Genomic DNA, 18,367 nt, shown 5'->3' on the forward strand with positions numbered 1-18,367 from the left:
GCGGCATCACTTTTTTGCTTTCTTTGCTTTCGGGTCTAGCGGCATTTCCTCACGGAGCTGGTCGATCAGCATTTCGATCATATGCTTTTTCAGGTAGACATCGAAGGAAAGCTCGCTGATAAAGGAAAACAACTGCAGGTATTCCTGATCTTCCCCTTCGACATCAGTGAAGGTCTGGCGGCTGTCCTCAAACTTTGCACGGATATCGTCTTTTAAATGTTCCATCTGGAGAGCTTCCCGGGAGAACACCTCTTCATAAATATCGCTGAGGGTCAGGCTATCGGCTGTATTGAAGTGCTGCTCCGTGACCGGACGGAACAGCTGCTCAATGTCGCTGATGGAGAGCAGGCTTTTATAATAGTAGATAAACAAAAGCAGCAGGATATGCTCCTTGCTGTATTTTTTGCGGAGCGGGGCAGGCAGCAGGCGGTTCTTTGCGTAATTGTTGATCATGGTCTTGGTGAGCGCCTTGTCTTCCGGGTTTCGTTTGGTCTTTTTTAAATGTTCTTCCATGAAGGAAGTGACCTGGTCCATATATAAGTCCACTTCCGGGATTTTTTCTGTTTTGATATACGAGATGGAGTCGAGCCAGCTTAGAATATCGGATAGTCTTTCGGAATTATTTTTCATAATGTCACCTCTTACTCTATTATATAGTATTGAAAACCAGATGGCAAGTGGAAAAGGCTTAACTGTGGAAATACTCCACACAGTCAAGCCTTTCTGATACTAAAATGATACTAAAAATTTAATTTTTCCAGTTGGTCAGCCACTTCCCGGTGCTTGCTGGGGTACAAATGGCCGTAGATTTTATTGACCATTTCCACGGTGTCACCGATGCGTTCTGCAATCAGGATCGGCGGGAATCCCATGTTGATCAGCAAAGACACATGACTGTGCCGCAGATCATGCACCCGGATGCGCTTCACGCTGGCAGCAGCAGAACCTTTTTCAATGGCGGTGTAGAGCCTGGACGGTGTCACAGTCTGAAATATCCGTTCGTCCGGATCCGTTCATAGATCTTTGCAATAACGCTCTGGATCTCTGTAACCAGAAAGCCAGGAATCGGAATAGAACGCTTGCTTCTGTCTGTTTTTGGGTCTGTGATCGTGTCCACCTTATTGAATCGGTGGAAAGTGCCGCAAATGGTGATTGTTTTGCCTGCTGCATCGAAGTCTTTCACGGTCAAGGCCAGCAGCTCACCGCACCGGATCACGGAATAGAAGAGCGTAAGGAACGCAGCGCGCAGAATTGCGTCTTCCACGGTGGGAAGGAACGTCGTGAACTCTTCCAGGGTCCAGAAGTTTAAACCTCTGTGAACCTTTCCAACCGCTTTAACCAACCGGCAGGGGTTGGAATTCAAATTGTAGTAGCGCATGGCAAAGTTGAACATAGCGGACAAGTGGCAGTTCACCATATACTGGCTGTATTTGCCTAAGGCGGATGCCTTTAGTTCGCCCTGCCAGCTCCGGACGTCTGCCGGGGTGATCTCGCACAGCTTCCGGTCCTTCCAGAACGGGAGAATATGGTTGCGGATCATAGACAGGCGGCTCCTGCAGGTGGATTCCTTCGCGTGGGCTTTCAGATCGGCGGCATAGAGGTCGTATAACGTCTGAAAGGTCATATCTGGCTGGCCCTGCTGCCGCTCCAGAAACTGCCGTTCCCACTCCTTTGCCTCACGCTGCAGCTTGAAGCCGCGTTTCAGCTTCTGCTTTCTGGTTCCGGTGTAGTCGGTATAATACAGCTTCACGAACCAGGTTTTCGTTGTTTTGTCTTGATATACAGGCATGTGTTGCCCCTCCTTTGTTCCTGGCCGGGCTGGGGCGTCTGGGACAAACAGAGGATAATTGACAAATAAAAATGAATGACTTATAATACACTTAACAAGAGAGTCGAAAGCTAGAATACACCTAGCCGCCGGCAAAGCATAACTTCAAAAAATGGCGCCTTACTTTACCAGAGCGAGGGCGCTATTTTTTGTGTGTAAAATAAGCGACAAGAGTGATTACAGCACAAAGCATAATTACAAATTGAAATAAATCAGAGTATGTAACCATTGGCACCGGCCTCCTTCCGTATAACGTCCGGCGGCTGACATAATCGCCCCTTCGACTCCCTGGGTAAGTGTATTATAATTTTCAATGTGCAACAAGGGCGCTTTGGGCGCTCCGTATCTGGTGTATGTATTTGACAAATAAAACGGAATGACTTATAATACACTTAACAGGAGAGCCGGAAGGGAGCCACTACCTCCCCGCCCCGGCGAAAAATGTTAGACTAAAAAATAGCCGTCAAACTTTCTCAGGGTTAGGACGGCTATTTTTTATGCGTATATGTAAGAATTGCCACAATCAGTGATACAACAGATATTACAAGCTGTAATTTCTCATATGTACTCATTGGCACCACCTCCGACAGGCTCGGAACGGGTGCAGCGCGTCCCCCGGTTCCCCGGTTAAGTGTATTATGTTGTCAAGGTGCTGTGGTTATTCTTCTTTGTGATCTGGATCTTGTGCGGGTGCATCGTCTGGATCTGTGTATTTATTTATTTCTGTTAATTCTGAAACTCTGTGTATAGCAGTTTCTTGTCCATAACTGTTTAGTTTCCAAAAGTAGTACAATAAATCCTCTTCTGGAATGCCGGTAAAAATATCATTAGTGTCATTAAGTGTAATTTCTCGTTTGAGAAAATCAAGTAATTGATTAAGAATATCTCTCTGCGAGGATGTAACTAAAGCATTATTAATTAACATTTTTTGATACTGAGGAGTTTTTACTATTTCATCTTGTGGATAATAGGGCACTATTTTTTCTTCAAGAATTAAAGAATTTATGCTAATTCCTAATTCAGAGCCTATTTTCACTAAGTTATTGACAGAGCTATTTTTTATACCTCGTTTAAAGATGCTATCAAGGGTTGTGTATGGCATGTATATTTGCGCTGCGAAACTCTTTAGGCTTCCATAGTGTTCTATGATATGTTTTTTTAGGTTATCTTCAATTTTTCCCATAAATACCCCTTTCTATTATGAGTATATCATAGGCTTTTCACATTATCAACAAAATATACGAATTTTCGTATTAAAAAGTTACAATACTATTGACATAATATGAAAATTCGTATATGATAAATATGAAAATACGAATTTTCGTAAATCAGGAGGTAAAAACACATGAGAGTATCAAGAGATAAGATTGACCTTGCAAGAGCAAGCCGTTGTATGACGATTTCCGGTCTCGCGGAAGCCTACGGCGTAAGCCGCGCACGCATGAATACTATTCTGAATCAGCACGAGGTTACACCGGTATGCGCTGGCCGCATTGCCCGCGCCCTGGGTGTTGATGTAACCGAAATTATCGAAGATTAACAGACAAGCCGGGCTGGGGCGTCTGGGATGCACAGAGGAGCATCAGAAAGGAGCAACACATGGGAATCATCAATCTGATTGCAGAGTATACAAGACTTTGCAGAGAATTGTCAGAGCTTCCGCGCAATGCGGAAAGCCCAGAAACATATGAGCCAATCGCAAAGCGCCGCTGTGAGCTTCTGGATCAGATCGCGGCCAGTAGAAAGGAAGGTGTTGAGATCATGAAACAGTATTTGACTGCTGCAGAAGTCGCGGAAACGGTCGGTGTGTCAGTTACAAAGGCTTACGGCTAATCCGTGAAATGAACGCCGAATTGAAAGCATCAGGATACATAACGATAGCAGGGAAAGTTCCAGAAGGTTTTTTCAGAAAGAAATATTACGGTTATCAGCCGGGAAGCGGTGAACAGTAGGATGGCAGAAAACAGACGTTTCTACTGGATGAAATTGCCGAATGACTATTTTCGACAGTTGTTTCAGCGGAAAATGAGAAAGCAGAGCAGCGGTATTGAAATGCAGGTGATCTATTTGAAAATGTTGCTGTATAGCATAGATAAGGATGCCGTGATACCATTCCAGGGTGTGTATGATTCTATTGAGGAAGAACTTGCAGAAGAGCTCGGGGAAGAATCAGAAATGGTGAAAGAAACCATAAATTTTCTGGAAGCGAACCAAAAACTTGAGCGGACAGAAAATGGTATTTTTCTTCCGGAAGCGTTGGAGCGGGTCGGATCAGAGGGAACATCGGCGGAGCGTATGCGTAATATGAGAAGACGGAGAGCGTCACAATGTGACAACAGTGTGACAACCAGTGACGGTAGCGTGACAGAGTGTAACACCAGTGTTCAATCTGGTGACGTAGAGAAAGAGATAGATATAGAGAAAGATAAAGAGGTAGAGAAAGAGAAGAATGGAACCGGAATTTTCATAATTTTGGAAGATGGAACTTTCTATGATGTACCTCTGGACAAGCTGACAATGTGGCAGCAGGCGTATCCAGATCTTGATGTAAAGCGTGAACTTTATCAGATGGCATCCTGGTGTGATGCGAATCTATCAAAACGGAAGAGTCGAAGAGGTGTCGAGAAATTCATAAATGGCTGGCTGAATCGTAGTCAAAAGGACGGCCAGCAGAACAGTAAGAAGGAAGAGGTGAAGAATAATGCAGCAGAACCGGAAGCAGAATACAATCCGGAAGATGACCCGGAACACGTCCCAAGCGCAAATGAAGTTTGGGAACGACTCAGACGGGAAGGCCGTTTGTAAGATTTGTCGTGGCACTGGTTATGCAGTGGAGGATATTGTTATACCAGAATATGATCCTGTAACGCCTGTAGCGATGGGAAGTCCGTGTCCTATATGCAAAGGACGTGCCGATTTAGGGGAGCCTGGCTTTCCACGCATATTCAGCGAGGCAGACATGACTAAGTTTGATTTTAACGCCTATGGGGGTGCAGCAGGGCTTGTAGAGCAGATTGCTTTGAGCTTTTGGCAGAATTTCCCGAAGTGGGAGGCAAGGAATAAAGGTTTATACATATGGAGCAAGACAAAAGGGAGCGGAAAAAGTTTCCTTGCCTGCTGTATGGCGGGATCTATCCAGTTAAAGCATAGAAAGACAGTTAAGTTTGTTTCGATGGTTGAGTATTTACAGGCAGTAAAAGAAACATTTAAACAGGGACCAGAAGTTCCAAGCCGTATTTGGGGCTTTATGAATTGTGATTTACTTATTCTGGATGATTTGGGAAGCGAAAAACAGAGCGAATGGGCAGATCAAGAGCTTTTTCGATTGATTGATCGTAGAATGTGTGAAGGAAAACTCCTTATTATTACTTCGAACATGCCAATAGACTCGTTAAAATGTGACGGTCGTATTTCAGAACGGCTTACGAAAGTTGTATAGAAGCTGCTATGCCAGAAATCAGCATACGAAGGAAGCAAGCCAAGGAAGAAAATAGCAAATTCTTAGAGGAGATTTTAGGAGCCTAACGGCGGAAAGGAGAAACAGGTGGATAAAAAGTATAAGGGCAGCAGTTGCGAACTGGTAGACGCATATGTCATTCTGACCCGTCAGGGCGTTGTACTGGCCTCAGATGATGCGAAACTTACAGCGGGCGAAGATAGAGCGCTGCGGGAGATGAATCTGAGATTGATTGACCGGTCAAAGAAAACGGATGTGGACGGAAACTTCCGTTCCTGGCTGCGTGCGCAGTCTGAAATGATCGTAACGGCCATTCAGGAAGGTTACACACAGGAGGAAGCATTGGAGATGCTGAAAATTTACCAGTTGGCCGAGATTAACAAGGGAAAATCTGGAAATGTATAAAAAAGCCCTATAGGATGTTGGCGCATCTTATAGGGCGGGCATAGCCGGAGCTACTCAAAACCATTTACATAGTAGCACAGAACCGGCAGAAAGGGCAAGAATAATGGGAAAAATTTTAAATGAAAAACATCGTATCGCTACCACTGAGATGCCGGGAGAAGCAAATAATTTTCAGATTTGCTACAGCTCTGCCGATATTATTATCGTTAACAGCACTATGCTTGTCAGGAGGAAATTGTAAGGCTGATGGTTACGTATCTGGAGCAGGAGGACGATGAAGTCCGGAAAGAACTGTATGAGGTTGTGACGAGTGATATCTTACTGGGAATTTTTCATGCACTGGCGCGCGTGGCGAGAGTCCGCCGCAAGCTGAACCGGTCTAAGTGTGCGTAAAATGATAAGGTGCTGCCGATTGGGAAACGATCGGCAGCATGTGAAATAGATAATTTGCAAAAGTGAGGCGATTGGATTATAATATGTCTGTAAAGATTAGAATATCCTATGAGAAGCCACAGGAGCTTGATACAGTGCTCAAATTGCTCCGACCGATAGTTAAGGCGTATAAGGCAGGAAAGGGCAAGGACGGGCAATACAGACGGGCCTACGTGGATATAAAAACGGAGTGAATCACAGCATCTGCGGCGGTACATATGAATTTGCAGAAAACCGCGGATTTATGATTAATTTAGGCAAATTTCGCCTAATAGAAAAATAAAGATGGGATTTTATTTAGAAATTGACATAGTGAAAGCAAGCAAAAAGAATATGTAGTACCCTGGGCATATGAACATGTTCGGAAGTCCTTTAAGGGCGTGGGAATGACAGAGAGCGAAGATATTCGTTGTCATTTCTTCGCCCTTTTTTGTTTTTCAATAAATATTTTGGAGTAATAGCATTTGGTAGAAAATAGTAGTTAGAATTGTGGACAGTTGGAAAACGGACATAGGGAGGAAAATCATGCGCACACGCGATGCAAAACTATCTGATTATGATGTCGAGGCTTGATGAATATTGCAAAAAGCTGGATTCAGATATTCGGTTCATTCTTTTTAGTTGTGCAATATCAAAAGCGCCAGGCATGGAATTAGTTATTTATGAAAGTCTGACGGCCAAGGATCCGAAAGAAGCCGGGTACTATAGCTTGCTTCGCCGCGGGCGTGATATTCCGGCTAAGACCGATGATTTTTACGGCTACCGCCGGAAGGTCAAAGCAGAGTTTTACCACAGGTTGAAATTGTATGATTTATGGTGAAAATCATAGAGGAGGAGCAACTTGCAATGAGAAAAATCACGCTTAAGCCCAAAGCATATTATACGCGGACAAGCTTGAAAGTAAGTTTTATTTCTGTAAGATGGGACGAAAAAAATAAAGTTTTGGAGACTTTATTATCATTGGCTCATTATGAGCATGATAACACAAAGACCGCGGGTATGAAGCTTTTTTCTCGTAATGTAGAAACAATGGAGAGAATGCTACTGGATCATATAAGGCTGTATCCGGTTAAATGGGAAATGGAAGTTTTGATTCCAGATCCCGGCGAGCCGGGTATATTTCCGTGTTTGATAAAGGAGTGAGAATAGTATGGGCGGTTTTGGGAGCGGCGGCCACAATAAAAAGCATGAGCAGGTTGAAGAAAAAACAAGTGTCCGTGTAGATAGTTTCGCGGTATATAATTTTCTGCAGTATGACAAGTATATTCATTACAAAGAGAAAGTGGATATTCGCAGCGGCGGTACGGTTATTCGATATTATCCACAAAGCAGAGAAATGGAGATTCTGGAGAACCGTGCATTTTATCCGCTGGAGGTTTCAAGGGTAAAGAATATTGATGGAGTATCACAGCGCCTGTATTTTTATTGTCCATGCTGTGAGCGGCGTGTCCGGTATCTGTATCGTGACAGCCGGAAAGGTACATATCAGTGTAGGTTATGCTCGGGATTAAATTACAGGTCCCAACAGGTCAGCGGTCAAGAACAACTTCGCATGAAGATGGAGAATATTGTGGAGAAAAAAATGGGCTATTATGGATGGCATTATATCTGCGATTACATTGCGGACCTTTCTATTCCACCCAAGCCCGCGTATATGCGATATGAAAAGTATGAAAAGCTGGTGTCGGAATTAAAAAAGATGCAGAGAGATTATCGTACCGCTTGCATAAAAACTTTTACTGGATTTTGCAGTAAATATGGGTTTTGATTTATGAACTGTGTATTGTTGCTTATGTGAGAGAAAACCATAGAAATTTATATTACGCCCATTTTTTTTAATAAACGAGGATAGCCGCATTGAATGCGGATGATATAGTATGATTATGATGATGGTGGTGGTGATGTGGATGCATGAATAATGTAACAATACGGAAAACCTTGAAAGAATGTAAGATACCACAATGGCGCCTGGCAGATGCATTAGGTATATCGGAAAATACTCTGGTACGGCGTATGCGGTATGAACTGGATAAACCTGCTGCCGCGCAGATTTTAAAAGTTATACATGATATCAAAAGAAGTGAAGAAAGCGTAGTGAAAATTGAATAATGGTATAAAGAAGGTGAACTGAATGTTTGGTGTGATAATAATCAGCGGATTCTTATTTTTGATAGTCTGTGAACTTGCGGCTATTTATGATGATATGACAACAAAAAAAGGAGATCATGCAGATGAAAAATAAAAACGAGACGGAAAATGCTTTACAGGCACTTCGCAGAGCGGGCGCGTTGATTAAGAATTTGGGAGAAGGGTGTGAACAGGGAGTCAAGCAGGAAATTTTTCTGAGGCAGCAGGTTTTGGCGGAGGAAACAGAGAATGAAAAGCATTAGATTTGAGACCGGTTATAAGACTTTTTCCATTAATGATGATCCGGACAGGACAATCAGCTTTAACCCAACGGACGCAGACATTGTTCAGCGTTTTGCAAAGGCAATAAAAGAGCTGCAGTCCGAAAAAGAAACTATGGCGGACATACAACTGAATCCAGATGGAACTGCGGCCATTAATGATATGAGCTCATTGGAAGAAGCAAGCGCAACACTAGAGAAATTTAATGATCTCATTAAGCAGAAACTGAATTATATTTTCAATTCAGATGTATACGATGTAGTATTTGCCGGACAATCTCCATTTTCCATTGTGGGAAAAGATCATAAGCTGTTGTTTGAGGCATTTCTTGAGGCAGCTTTTGAGATGGTGAATGAAGAGGTTGGCGCAGCGACTCAAAGCCGTATTGGAAAATACACAGATAAATATAAAAAGTAGACTGGAGACGAACTATCGATACAGAAATATTACGTGTTATTGAAGAAATTCAGGGGCGAGGCAATACAGCAGAGGTTAAAAAGAGGAAGGAGGATATAGTAGTACTTGAAGTAATAAGAAAAATTGCATACAGCTCAGGCAGATAGAATGGTATCTGTTAATGGCAAAATGGTGCCGGTGACTTTCAGAAATGAGAATCATCGGCTTTTTGTATTATATAAGGCGGTGATTTATGATGCAGCAGAGTGATGGATCAATTATTATTGATACCCAGATCAATACGGATGGCGCTGGTGTAGGTGGGAGAAAACTACAAAAGGAACTGGGCCGGGTAATAGATAATGCGGAGAAAGCAGCGGATAAGGTAAAAAAGGCTTTTGCTAAAGCTGGTGCTTTCACTTATGATCCTCAAGCTATGGAGAAGGTGTTTGGAAAGACTGCTGCCCAAAATATTAAAAATTATGTAGATGCGATAGAACTGTATGGAAAACAAGCCGGACAAGTATTGAATAAACTAGATTCGTCATTACAGGATCAGACAAATGATTATAAGCGGGAAATTGAAAGCCTGTCAAAGGCCTTAAAGGATATGGAGCAAGATGGTATGTATTTTGGTGATGAAGATTATGACAATACATACATTAAGCTTCAGAAGGTTACTCAGGCATTAAAAGATTATAAAAAAGAACTTGTCAGTCCTGCGGCAACTCCAAAGGTTGTTGATGTATCCACAATGTCTGGAAAGATAGGTCAGCTCTCAAAAGAGCTTTTGCATCTGGAGGATAAAGGAAAAGGCTTTGGAGATTCTGAATATGATGCAACCGCGGTAGCTCTTAAGCGTGCCCAGGAAGCCCTTGCAGCATACAAATCAGAGCTTTTCAAGACTGATGAACAGCGTCAAAAAGAAGCGAAATCAGTCAGGAAGCAGCAGGAAGCCCAGGAAAAGCTTAACCAAAAGCTGCAAGAAGCAAAAGAAAAAGAAGCCGCCGCTGCCGCTGAATCCGAAAGGCTTAGGGAGATTGGCGAAAATGCCAAGGTGTCAAATGCTCATATCGTCAAGCTCCGGCAGGAACTGGAAGCTCTTGAAAACCGACAAAAGGATCTGCAAAAGGCTGGAGTTGGTGTAGGATACAAAGAATATGACCGCAATGCGGCGAAAATCCGCAATTTGCGTGCTCAGATTAATGCCTATGCGTCAGATACGAAAAAGGCAAGCAAATCCACAAAGCAGATGAAGACAAGCATGGATCAGGGCGGAAAATCCGCTAAGAAATTTGGATCCAATATGACCGGACTCTTGAAAAGGCTTATTCTTTTTCGGATTCTTCGTACTGCTATATTCGCAGCTTTTCGTTCGGTACGCGAGGGAATGGAGAATATTGCTCAGTATTCGCCTGAGACGAATAAGGTTATATCAAATGTCCTTTCGTCTCTTACGCAGCTGAAAAATTCATTTGCTACTTCATTTTCTCCTATTGCAGAATATGCTTCTCCTGCATTGGTAGAGTTCATCTCATTGCTTTCAGAAGCAGTTACGTGGACTTCTCAGTTTTTTGCGGCTCTTACCGGAAAAGATACATATACCAAAGCAACGAAGGTAGAGGAAGACTACGGCGCTGCCTTAAAAGAGAGTAACAAGCAGATAAAGGCACAGGAAAAGGCGAATAAAAAGCTGACGTATTCGTTTGATGAGCTTATCCAGGCCGGGAACAAATCAGATCAGGACAAGACCGGGTATGTAGGACCTACACCAGATCAGATGTTTACCACGGAAGAGGTATCAAACGACATAAAGGCCCGTGCTGATGCAGTGAAAAAGATATTCTCCGGCCTGTTTGCTCCGCTGAAAGAATCCTGGCTTGATAATGGCCCGGAAGTGATGCAGTCTCTCACAAACCTGTTTACATCCGCAAAACAGCTTGCACAGGACGTAGGCGCATCATTCATGCAGGTTTGGAATGTTGAAGGGTACGGAAAGACCATAACGGACAATCTGCTTATAACATTTGCCAATCTGGCGCAAACTGTTGCGAATCTTATAACGCAGTTTGATAAAGCTTGGGTCTCAGGCGATACCGGGACAAAGATATTATGCCATCTGGGGGATATTTTGGTTACGTTATCAGGATTTTTTCGCTCAGCATCAGAAAGTATCAAGAATTGGGCTGCAAACTTGGACTTTTCTCCGCTGCTGAAATCCTTTGATAAGGTGCTTACATCCGTAAATCCAGTTGTAAGGGCTATTGGAAATTTGCTGCTATGGCTTTTAAATAATGTTTTGCTGCCTATCACAAAATGGGGTTTAGAACAGGCTCTGACCGGTGTGTTTGAACTTATAGCAGCGGCACTTGATACCCTTTGCGCAGTAATAGAAGCTTTGGAACCGGTTGGAGAATGGTTATGGAATAGCTTTTTGCAGCCTATTGGGGAATGGACAGGGGAAATTATAATTAACGCCCTGAAATTGCTTACAGATGTTTTGAAAAAGTTCTCTGACTGGATTAGTGAAAATAAAGAACTTGTAAGAACTATAACATATGCAATACTTGGCTTTTTTGCGGCTTGGACAATAATAAAGTTGGTATCTGATATTGGAAAGCTGTTTGTCGCATTAAAAGGCTTTATTAGTGTAATGGGCAAAGTCCTGGATTCTATAACACCGGTTAAACTGGCATTATGGGCAATAATAACACTTGCAGCCATTTTATACGATAGCTGGGACAAAATGACTCCGACAGAAAGAATGATAAGCTTTCTGTTGGCAGCAGCTTCTGCGGCCGGAATTCTTGCAGTTGCCTTGGTGCGATTTCTGGTGCTGCAGGTGCGTTGGCTATGGGAGCATCTATTGCGGCAGGAATAGGAGCGGCAACGATTGCGATTAATGCAGGCAAACGGCAGACACAGTCTATCTACAGCAATGCTGGGGGTGGAAGATCTGCAAAATACGCTTCTGCGGCTTCAATGTACAATATGCCACGCCTTGCTACTGGAACTGTAGTACCGCCACGTGCCGGAGAGTTTGCCGCAATCCTTGGAGATAACAAGCGCGAGACAGAGGTTGTTTCCCCATTAAGCACGATGAAACAGGCATTGAAAGAAGCTCTGGCAGAAAGCGGAGGTAGTCGGGACATAACGGTTATCATGGAAGTGGACGGTCGGCGTTTTGGACAGGCAGTGTACAAGGCAAACAATGAAGAAAAACAGCGTGTAGGTGTAAGGATGGTGACAGTGTGATGTTATTTGAAATTTTGGTTGCAGTTCCAGGCGTGGTCAGAATGGAAAACCACCGTTACCTTTATACGGATATTTCCTACAATAGCATCACTGGTGTAGGATAAGGTATTATAGATTCAAGATGACGGCATTATCTAAAGTTGTTTATTTTTTGAAAGCATCTGTCATGTGGGTCAGATGCTTTTCTTTTGCGTAAACTTGTGATAATATGTGATTAAAAGTATGAATATTTGAAAAATGAGGTTTTCAATGAATACCACGGTAAAGGGAATCCGGCAGGAACTTTTATACTCTGATAAGAGTTTTTTATTATCTGAGTTTTTTATGCCATCACAAGCACATTCTTTTAGAAAAATAAAAGAAATAACGTATTGCTATGGGGATCATGGAAGTTTTGGATATTTAAGGTTCCACGGAAAAAACGGTTCGGTTGAGACATTTTTGTTTCGGAAAAAGAAAAATGAACAGGTATCAGAATTTTTGGATACCATACAAATAGGATATCCAGATGTGAAACTGAATGAACAGTATGAAAGAATTGATTGCCGATCAGCATATAATTACATGCCAGGAAGAAAAAAAGCATTATGCTGGATATCTGCATTCATTATTCTGCTGGGTTCATTCTTTTTCTACATGAATAATATGTCTTCCATTATGCACGACAAAAAAATTACGTTGGAAGCGTTTAATCAGTGTGAAATTGGAATGACATATGAGCAATGTGAGAAAATAATTGGATCTGCGGGAACTCCGCTTGCTGAGTCCGAAATTATAGATACAAACATGACAGCATATATGTGGTACGCCGATGAATACAGCGGAGCAAATGCAGAGTTATACTTTGTGGACGGAAAATTATATCAAAAAGCCCAAATCGGCTTAGAATAGTTACTAAAAATGAAAAATATACCAATGTATGTAGCGGATTCTTCATTTATACAAGATCCGAGGAAAAGTGTAGTAGAAAATGGCAAGTATTGCACACAAAGATATTCCACGCATGAGGTGGAAGCCATCTATCATGCTTTGAAGGTAACACGAAATAAATATCCTATGGATTTAAGAGGGATCGGCCTTGCAAACGAAAGCTGGATTGTGAAGTATAAGGCTAGATATGTTTTGTTTGAAATGATAATCCAACTCTTAGAGTTGTCGGATAATCCGCTTGACGAATTTTCAAAATCTATTGCTTATGTAACGAAAGGAGCCTTTTTTAGAAAATATGCGATAAATTTTTTTGAAAAATCAAAACCTTTTGTATCAGATGAAACGTTAATGAAATTTTCATCTTTTCAGCCACTCAATATACATTTAACTTATGCTAAAGTTTACGAATCAGAACACGAATATGAAAAAGCAATTTCATGCATGGAAGCAGCTCAAAAGTATGGAGGATCAGAAAATTTGTATTTTAAGCAAAAAATTAACGAGTTAGAATGCAAGTTGGTGAAAAATAGTCCAAAAAGAAGTAGGACAATGTCAGAGGATGATATCCAATTTGAAAAAGACATACGTTTTGCAGCACGATATTTAATTGATTATTTTAATGTGAATTATATTTAAAAATCGTCTAGTGCTATAAATACTGGAAGTTTTACGGATTGAGATATTAGCATAAACAGACACCTGTATGATATTACATTTTACAGCAGTCATGTGATGAAAAATTGTTTTGTCTTTTAAGTGCTTATGTAGTTATTTAGACAATCCGCGGAATGAGGGCATTTGTAAGTATATCCAAGTGCAGTTTCCAGAATAGATCTGGAAGGTGAAGAAATTCTAGTCGGATTATTTAAAGAAGTATGGTCGTGAGCCCTCAGCGGTCGAAATAGCCTGGTTTATGGGATAGTCAGGGCGATACAGGAAAATGCCTGTATGGTGATCCTGAGAAGCCTGGACGTACCTGTAGTAGGGAATGACGGCACAGAAGATACAACCGTGGGCATCCTGGTGGCAGCAGGTGACAACCTGGAGGAGAATGTTGTGGACCAGATGGAACGGGAAAGCCTCTGCGCTACCCTGTGGCGCTGCGTGGACAGTCTGCCAGGGATCCAGCCGGACGTGATCCTGAGCCGATACGGCCAGAACCTCACAATAAAGGGCTGCGGGGATGCGTGCGGGATAACTGCAGCAGAGGCAAGGAAACAGCATGACAAGGCGCTGAGGAACCTCAGAAGTGGCGAGAACGGGAAGCTGCTGCGTCCGTTCCTTCCGGATTATGCACAGATCTACAGCAGCGTCCTGGTCGGGAACGGTTGGGAGCGTTTCAACCAGACCTGGACAAGTTCAACGGAGCAGGTAGCCTTGGAACTGTAGGTGTTGCGACATCGCAACGGTGCTTTTTTCTGTGATACTAAAATGATACTAAAAAATGAACGAAACACAAAAATCAGCATTAAAAATCGGCAAATAATACCCTGTAACAACGGAAATATCAGCAAAAAAGAGCTGAAAAGTTCCTATCTATTATAGTATTGAAAACCAGATAGCAAGCGGAAAAGAAAAAACAAAAAGTATTAAATGAAAACAAAAAGTTTTATAAAATTTTTGAAAGTGATTGAATTTTCCACTGGGAATGTCTATAATAAAAATTATAAAGATTGAACAAAGGAGAGATTTCTTATGAAGAAAGTATTAGCAACCAACAATGCTCCGGCTGCGATCGGACCATATTCCCAGGCAATCCATGCAGACAAATTTGTATTCGTTTCCGGCCAGCTTCCAATCGACCCGGCTACCGGTGAGTTTGCAGGCGCAGACATCGCAGCACAGACCAAGCAGTCCTTAACCAACATCAAAAACATTCTCGAGAGCGACGGACTGAGCATGGCTAACGTTGTAAAGACCACGGTCCTTCTGAAAAATATTTCTGACTTCGGCGCTATGAACGAGGTTTATGCTACCTTCTTTGAGGGTGCATGCCCGGCAAGAGCAGCTTTCGAGGTTGCAGCGATCCCGAAGGGAGCACTGGTAGAGATCGAGGCAATCGCATACGCTGAGTAATCCGGCGGAAAAACAGAGCCTGAATGCGAGGCAAAGCGTCATGTCTGTCAACGGATATGCGTGTATGAACGAAAATACCCGATGAATAAAACAGCAGGTACTGCGAACAAAGGTTTGCGGTACCTGCTGTTTTGTGGTAGAATGGGGTGATCAAAATAGATTTTGAAAGGATAACAGCGCAATGGCAGTTTATGATACCTTAAATGACAGACAGAAGGAGGCAGTGTTTAGCACCGAAGGCCCGCTTTTGGTCCTCGCAGGAGCAGGCTCCGGAAAAACCCGTGTCCTGACACACCGCATCGCGTACCTGATCGAAGAAAAGGATGTGAACCCGTGGAATATCATGGCGATCACCTTTACCAACAAAGCAGCGGGGGAGATGCGCGAGCGTGTGGACAAGCTGGTCGGCTTTGGCTCTGAGAGCATCTGGGTTTCGACGTTTCATTCCTCCTGTGTGCGGATCCTGCGCCGCTTTATCGAGAACCTGGGCTACAGCACAAGCTTTTCCATTTACGATGCGGATGACCAGAAAACGCTGATGAAGCAGATTTTAAAAAAGATGGACTTAGACTCGAAGCAGTTTCGGGACAGAGCCATGCTTTCTGCCATTTCCGGCGCAAAAAATGAGCTGATGAGCCCGGAGGAGTTCCGGCTGAATGCGGAAGGTGACTGGCGGGCAAAGAAGATCGCGGAAATCTACCAGACATATCAGGACGAATTAAAGAAAAACAATGCGCTGGATTTCGATGACCTTATTTTCAAGACCGTGGATCTGTTCCAGACAAATGCCGATGTGCTGGAATATTATCAGGAGCGCTTCCGTTATATCATGGTGGATGAGTACCAGGACACCAACACAGCGCAGTTCCGACTGATCGAGCTTCTGGCCGGAAAATATAAAAACCTCTGCGTGGTGGGCGATGATGACCAGTCCATCTATAAGTTCCGTGGTGCTAATATCAGCAATATCCTGGACTTTGAGAGTGCATTTCCGGGGGCGAAGGTCATCAAGCTGGAGCAGAATTACCGTTCCACCAGCATATCCTGGATGCAGCCAATGCGGTGATCCGCAATAACCAGGGCCGGAAGGACAAGACCCTCTGGACGGCCAACGGTGAGGGCGAGCCGGTGATCTTCCACCAGTACGAGCAGGCCTACGAAGAGGCCGATGGCATTGTGCGCGACATTTTAAAGGATGGCCGGGATTTTCAGGACTATGCGGTCCTTTACCGGACGAATGCGCAGTCCCGCCTTCTGGAGGAAAAATGTATCGAGCATAACGTGCCGTACCGTCTGGTGGGAGGCGTAAACTTCTACCAGAGAAAAGAGATCAAGGATGTATTATCTTACTTAAAGACGATTGCAAACGGGCGGGATGACCTGGCAGTTCAGCGTATCATCAATGTGCCGAAGAGGGGCATTGGTGCAGCATCGATCGCGAAGATCACAGCATGGGCGTCGGAGCAGGGCATCAGCTTTTACGATGCGTGCGTCCGGGCGGCAGCCGTGCCGGGGCTTGGCAAGACTGCAGGAAAAGTCGCTGTGTTTACCGGCCAGATCGAGAACTTCCGGGAGGCTCTGACTGAGGACGAGGCCAGCATCAAAGCGCTGATCGGAATGATCCTTTCCGATACCGGTTACCGGGAAGAGCTGGAAGCAGAGGGAGAGGTCGAGTCCCAGACGCGTCTGGAGAACATCGAAGAGCTCATGAATAAGGCAGTCAGCTACAGCGAGGACGCAGAGCATCCGTCTTTAGATGAATTTTTGGAGCAGGTAGCGCTGGTTGCCGATGTCGACCGGATGGACGATTCCGAGAACCGGGTAACGCTTATGACCTTACACAGTGCAAAAGGACTGGAATTTCCGGTGGTATATTTGAGTGGTCTTGAGGATGGGCTTTTCCCAAGCCGCATGGCGGTCACAGCAGATGACCGGACGGAGCTGGAAGAGGAGCGACGCCTCTGCTATGTCGGCATTACCCGTGCAAAGGAACGCCTGGTGATCACGGCATCCCGCATGCGCATGATCAACGGGGAGACCCATTATTCCAAGGTCAGCCGTTTTGTGGAAGAAATCCCGGAGGAGCTCATCCAGATGGAAAAGCTGGAGCCGAGACTGGGGCGCAGCGCAGCGCGGGATGAATTTGACGATGATGATCTTCCGTGGAATAAGAACCAGAGCCGTCTTGGAGTCAGCAAGTTCGGCATGAAATCGAATTCCTATGCATCGCCGACCGCATCGTATGTTTCGGGGACTGGAAGTGGGTATACGGGAATGGGAAGCTTTGGCAGTGATGCATATGGCAGAGGACAAGGTGGCGTGTCTGCTGGCTTTGGCCGTCAGGGCGGTATGGGCCAGATGGCAGGCCGCGACTTAAGCGGAATCTTCGACCGGAAACCGGCTGGAAAAAGCGCGGCAGGAGCCGCCGGGGCGTTTGCAGGACAGGCAGGAAAGTCCGGCGGACCGGGCTTTGGAAAGGCATTTACCGTGCAGAAGCCGGCATTTCTGGACTATGGAGTGGGCGACCGGGTGCATCATGTGAAATTCGGCGATGGAACCGTTCTGAGTGTCAAGGACGGAGCGAAGGATTTTGAGGTCTCCGTAAACTTTGACACAGCCGGAGTCAAGAAGATGTTTGCTTCCTTCGCAAAGCTTCAGAAGCTTGGGTGAATAGGCAGGGGCTCCCGGCAAGAAAGACCGGAACAGGCGGAAGCCGTTTTGCCTGGCAGGAAAGCGGGAGAAGTGAGGTTCGCGGGAGCGCATAGAATTTATAAATTTGAATAAAATGGGATAGTAAAAAGAGAAAAAGAATGCTATAATCCTAGTAATGGGTCAGCCGGTTTTACAAAAAAGCTGGCTGGAATATGATAGAAAGGACGTGACAGTATGAACCGTTTTGATAACATGAGCAAAGACGCAATGGCACGCGTGGAAGAAATCATGAATTCCACCAAATTAAATGAGTTCTTACACAGAAAAGAGGAAGAGGAGAAAAAGAAAACCTGCATTCTCTGGATTCTTGCAATCATCGGAGTAGTAGCAGCCGTTGCAGCGATCGCATATGGCGTATACCGTTTCTTCACCCCGGATTACCTGGAAGACTTTGAAGATGATTTCGACGACGACTTCGATGATGACTTTTTTGAGGATGAGGACGACACCAAAGAGAAATAATAAAG

General features: G+C 44.1%; 23 protein-coding genes and 1 pseudogene. 20 read left to right on the top strand and 4 right to left on the bottom strand.

Annotated features, from left to right (window positions below; genetic code table 11):
- Positions 1–6: 6 nt before the first annotated feature.
- From DXA97_RS11630 to DXA97_RS11640, 4 genes are all read right to left on the bottom strand, one after another.
- Positions 7–630 (bottom strand): DUF1836 domain-containing protein, encoded by a 624-nt coding sequence (locus DXA97_RS11630; protein ID WP_118720224.1) that lies wholly within the window; start codon positions 628–630, stop codon positions 7–9.
- Positions 631–740: 110 nt separating this feature from the next.
- The gene (locus tag DXA97_RS20945; RefSeq protein WP_243107637.1) at positions 741–983 is read right to left on the bottom strand and encodes a hypothetical protein; all 243 of its coding nucleotides are present in this window, start codon (positions 981–983) and stop codon (positions 741–743) included.
- Entirely contained in the window at positions 980–1,789 is an 810-nt protein-coding gene (locus tag DXA97_RS11635) for a site-specific integrase (RefSeq protein WP_243107638.1), read from the bottom strand. The genes DXA97_RS20945 and DXA97_RS11635 overlap by 4 nt, the downstream gene beginning before the upstream one ends.
- Positions 1,790–2,486: 697 nt before the next feature.
- Entirely contained in the window at positions 2,487–3,011 is a 525-nt protein-coding gene (locus DXA97_RS11640; protein ID WP_118720226.1) for a hypothetical protein, read from the bottom strand.
- 162 nt (positions 3,012–3,173) lie between these two features.
- Between DXA97_RS11640 and DXA97_RS11645 the strand changes: the two genes are divergently transcribed.
- The 20 genes and pseudogenes from DXA97_RS11645 (at position 3,174) to DXA97_RS11730 (ending at position 18,362) form a co-directional block, all read left to right on the top strand.
- On the top strand, positions 3,174–3,368 hold the full coding sequence (locus tag DXA97_RS11645; RefSeq protein ID WP_118720228.1) for a helix-turn-helix domain-containing protein: 195 nt from the start codon (positions 3,174–3,176) through the stop codon (positions 3,366–3,368).
- A gap of 59 nt (positions 3,369–3,427) precedes the next feature.
- Positions 3,428–3,661 carry a hypothetical protein gene (locus DXA97_RS22210; protein WP_347561577.1) on the top strand — a complete coding sequence of 78 codons (234 nt, stop codon included), beginning with the start codon at positions 3,428–3,430 and terminating at the stop codon, positions 3,659–3,661.
- A gap of 120 nt (positions 3,662–3,781) precedes the next feature.
- Complete coding sequence (locus DXA97_RS11655) at positions 3,782–4,633, top strand: phage replisome organizer N-terminal domain-containing protein (RefSeq protein ID WP_118720230.1); 852 nt, start codon at positions 3,782–3,784, stop codon at positions 4,631–4,633.
- A 154-nt stretch (positions 4,634–4,787) separates the two neighbouring features.
- On the top strand, positions 4,788–5,267 hold the full coding sequence (locus DXA97_RS11660; RefSeq protein WP_182436874.1) for an ATP-binding protein: 480 nt from the start codon (positions 4,788–4,790) through the stop codon (positions 5,265–5,267).
- A gap of 105 nt (positions 5,268–5,372) precedes the next feature.
- Positions 5,373–5,690 (top strand): hypothetical protein, encoded by a 318-nt coding sequence (locus tag DXA97_RS11665; RefSeq protein WP_118705459.1) that lies wholly within the window; start codon positions 5,373–5,375, stop codon positions 5,688–5,690.
- Between the two features lie 246 nt (positions 5,691–5,936).
- Positions 5,937–6,083, top strand: coding sequence for a hypothetical protein (locus DXA97_RS20190; protein ID WP_182436875.1), 147 nt, complete (start codon positions 5,937–5,939; stop codon positions 6,081–6,083).
- Positions 6,084–6,768: 685 nt separating this feature from the next.
- Positions 6,769–6,942: a hypothetical protein gene (locus tag DXA97_RS20950; RefSeq protein ID WP_243107639.1), complete on the top strand. Its 174-nt coding sequence runs from the start codon at positions 6,769–6,771 to the stop codon at positions 6,940–6,942.
- Positions 6,943–6,968: 26 nt separating this feature from the next.
- On the top strand, positions 6,969–7,265 hold the full coding sequence (locus DXA97_RS11675; RefSeq protein ID WP_147355563.1) for a hypothetical protein: 297 nt from the start codon (positions 6,969–6,971) through the stop codon (positions 7,263–7,265).
- A gap of 7 nt (positions 7,266–7,272) precedes the next feature.
- Positions 7,273–7,890, top strand: coding sequence for a hypothetical protein (locus DXA97_RS11680; protein WP_118530945.1), 618 nt, complete (start codon positions 7,273–7,275; stop codon positions 7,888–7,890).
- Positions 7,891–8,033: 143 nt separating this feature from the next.
- Positions 8,034–8,231, top strand: a complete 198-nt coding sequence (locus DXA97_RS11685) for a hypothetical protein (RefSeq protein WP_118530947.1) — start codon at positions 8,034–8,036, stop codon at positions 8,229–8,231.
- 122 nt (positions 8,232–8,353) lie between these two features.
- Complete coding sequence (locus tag DXA97_RS20195; protein WP_178716331.1) at positions 8,354–8,512, top strand: hypothetical protein; 159 nt, start codon at positions 8,354–8,356, stop codon at positions 8,510–8,512.
- A complete protein-coding gene (locus tag DXA97_RS11690; protein WP_118530949.1) occupies positions 8,499–8,948 on the top strand; it encodes a hypothetical protein in 450 nt (149 codons plus the stop codon). Before DXA97_RS20195 ends, DXA97_RS11690 begins: the two co-directional genes overlap by 14 nt.
- 232 nt (positions 8,949–9,180) lie before the next feature.
- The gene (locus tag DXA97_RS11695; RefSeq protein WP_147355564.1) at positions 9,181–11,808 is read left to right on the top strand and encodes a hypothetical protein; all 2,628 of its coding nucleotides are present in this window, start codon (positions 9,181–9,183) and stop codon (positions 11,806–11,808) included.
- Entirely contained in the window at positions 11,781–12,182 is a 402-nt protein-coding gene (locus DXA97_RS11700; RefSeq protein WP_118720238.1) for a hypothetical protein, read from the top strand. Before DXA97_RS11695 ends, DXA97_RS11700 begins: the two co-directional genes overlap by 28 nt.
- Before the next feature lie 249 nt (positions 12,183–12,431).
- Complete coding sequence (locus tag DXA97_RS11705; RefSeq protein WP_118720240.1) at positions 12,432–13,073, top strand: hypothetical protein; 642 nt, start codon at positions 12,432–12,434, stop codon at positions 13,071–13,073.
- A 9-nt stretch (positions 13,074–13,082) separates the two neighbouring features.
- Positions 13,083–13,748, top strand: a complete 666-nt coding sequence (locus DXA97_RS11710; RefSeq protein WP_147355565.1) for a hypothetical protein — start codon at positions 13,083–13,085, stop codon at positions 13,746–13,748.
- Positions 13,749–14,060: 312 nt separating this feature from the next.
- A complete protein-coding gene (locus tag DXA97_RS11715) occupies positions 14,061–14,501 on the top strand; it encodes a hypothetical protein (protein ID WP_118720244.1) in 441 nt (146 codons plus the stop codon).
- A gap of 306 nt (positions 14,502–14,807) precedes the next feature.
- A complete protein-coding gene (locus DXA97_RS11720) occupies positions 14,808–15,188 on the top strand; it encodes a RidA family protein (RefSeq protein ID WP_118720246.1) in 381 nt (126 codons plus the stop codon).
- A gap of 181 nt (positions 15,189–15,369) precedes the next feature.
- Positions 15,370–17,858 (top strand): annotated as a pseudogene (locus DXA97_RS11725) (UvrD-helicase domain-containing protein).
- A gap of 216 nt (positions 17,859–18,074) precedes the next feature.
- Positions 18,075–18,362, top strand: coding sequence for a DUF4366 domain-containing protein (locus DXA97_RS11730; RefSeq protein ID WP_118543963.1), 288 nt, complete (start codon positions 18,075–18,077; stop codon positions 18,360–18,362).
- Positions 18,363–18,367 lie beyond the last annotated feature (5 nt).

The organism is Clostridium sp. OF09-36 (genome assembly GCF_003481985.1).
Lineage (GTDB): Bacteria > Bacillota > Clostridia > Lachnospirales > Lachnospiraceae > Brotaphodocola.

Bases quoted from the DNA above. Each gene is read 5' to 3' on its own strand.
- DXA97_RS11630 (WP_118720224.1), bottom strand. From the start codon at position 630: ATGAAAAATAATTCCGAAAGACTATCCGATATTCTAAGCTGGCTCGAC.
- DXA97_RS11635 (WP_243107638.1), bottom strand. From the start codon at position 1,789: ATGCCTGTATATCAAGACAAAACAACGAAAACCTGGTTCGTGAAGCTG.
- DXA97_RS11640 (WP_118720226.1), bottom strand. From the start codon at position 3,011: ATGGGAAAAATTGAAGATAACCTAAAAAAACATATCATAGAACACTAT.
- DXA97_RS11645 (WP_118720228.1), top strand. From the start codon at position 3,174: ATGAGAGTATCAAGAGATAAGATTGACCTTGCAAGAGCAAGCCGTTGT.
- DXA97_RS22210 (WP_347561577.1), top strand. From the start codon at position 3,428: ATGGGAATCATCAATCTGATTGCAGAGTATACAAGACTTTGCAGAGAA.
- DXA97_RS11655 (WP_118720230.1), top strand. From the start codon at position 3,782: ATGGCAGAAAACAGACGTTTCTACTGGATGAAATTGCCGAATGACTAT.
- DXA97_RS11660 (WP_182436874.1), top strand. From the start codon at position 4,788: ATGACTAAGTTTGATTTTAACGCCTATGGGGGTGCAGCAGGGCTTGTA.
- DXA97_RS20190 (WP_182436875.1), top strand. From the start codon at position 5,937: ATGGTTACGTATCTGGAGCAGGAGGACGATGAAGTCCGGAAAGAACTG.
- DXA97_RS20950 (WP_243107639.1), top strand. From the start codon at position 6,769: ATGGAATTAGTTATTTATGAAAGTCTGACGGCCAAGGATCCGAAAGAA.
- DXA97_RS11675 (WP_147355563.1), top strand. From the start codon at position 6,969: ATGAGAAAAATCACGCTTAAGCCCAAAGCATATTATACGCGGACAAGC.
- DXA97_RS11680 (WP_118530945.1), top strand. From the start codon at position 7,273: ATGGGCGGTTTTGGGAGCGGCGGCCACAATAAAAAGCATGAGCAGGTT.
- DXA97_RS11685 (WP_118530947.1), top strand. From the start codon at position 8,034: ATGAATAATGTAACAATACGGAAAACCTTGAAAGAATGTAAGATACCA.
- DXA97_RS20195 (WP_178716331.1), top strand. From the start codon at position 8,354: ATGAAAAATAAAAACGAGACGGAAAATGCTTTACAGGCACTTCGCAGA.
- DXA97_RS11690 (WP_118530949.1), top strand. From the start codon at position 8,499: ATGAAAAGCATTAGATTTGAGACCGGTTATAAGACTTTTTCCATTAAT.
- DXA97_RS11695 (WP_147355564.1), top strand. From the start codon at position 9,181: ATGATGCAGCAGAGTGATGGATCAATTATTATTGATACCCAGATCAAT.
- DXA97_RS11700 (WP_118720238.1), top strand. From the start codon at position 11,781: ATGGGAGCATCTATTGCGGCAGGAATAGGAGCGGCAACGATTGCGATT.
- DXA97_RS11705 (WP_118720240.1), top strand. From the start codon at position 12,432: ATGAATACCACGGTAAAGGGAATCCGGCAGGAACTTTTATACTCTGAT.
- DXA97_RS11710 (WP_147355565.1), top strand. From the start codon at position 13,083: ATGAAAAATATACCAATGTATGTAGCGGATTCTTCATTTATACAAGAT.
- DXA97_RS11715 (WP_118720244.1), top strand. From the start codon at position 14,061: ATGGTGATCCTGAGAAGCCTGGACGTACCTGTAGTAGGGAATGACGGC.
- DXA97_RS11720 (WP_118720246.1), top strand. From the start codon at position 14,808: ATGAAGAAAGTATTAGCAACCAACAATGCTCCGGCTGCGATCGGACCA.
- DXA97_RS11730 (WP_118543963.1), top strand. From the start codon at position 18,075: ATGAACCGTTTTGATAACATGAGCAAAGACGCAATGGCACGCGTGGAA.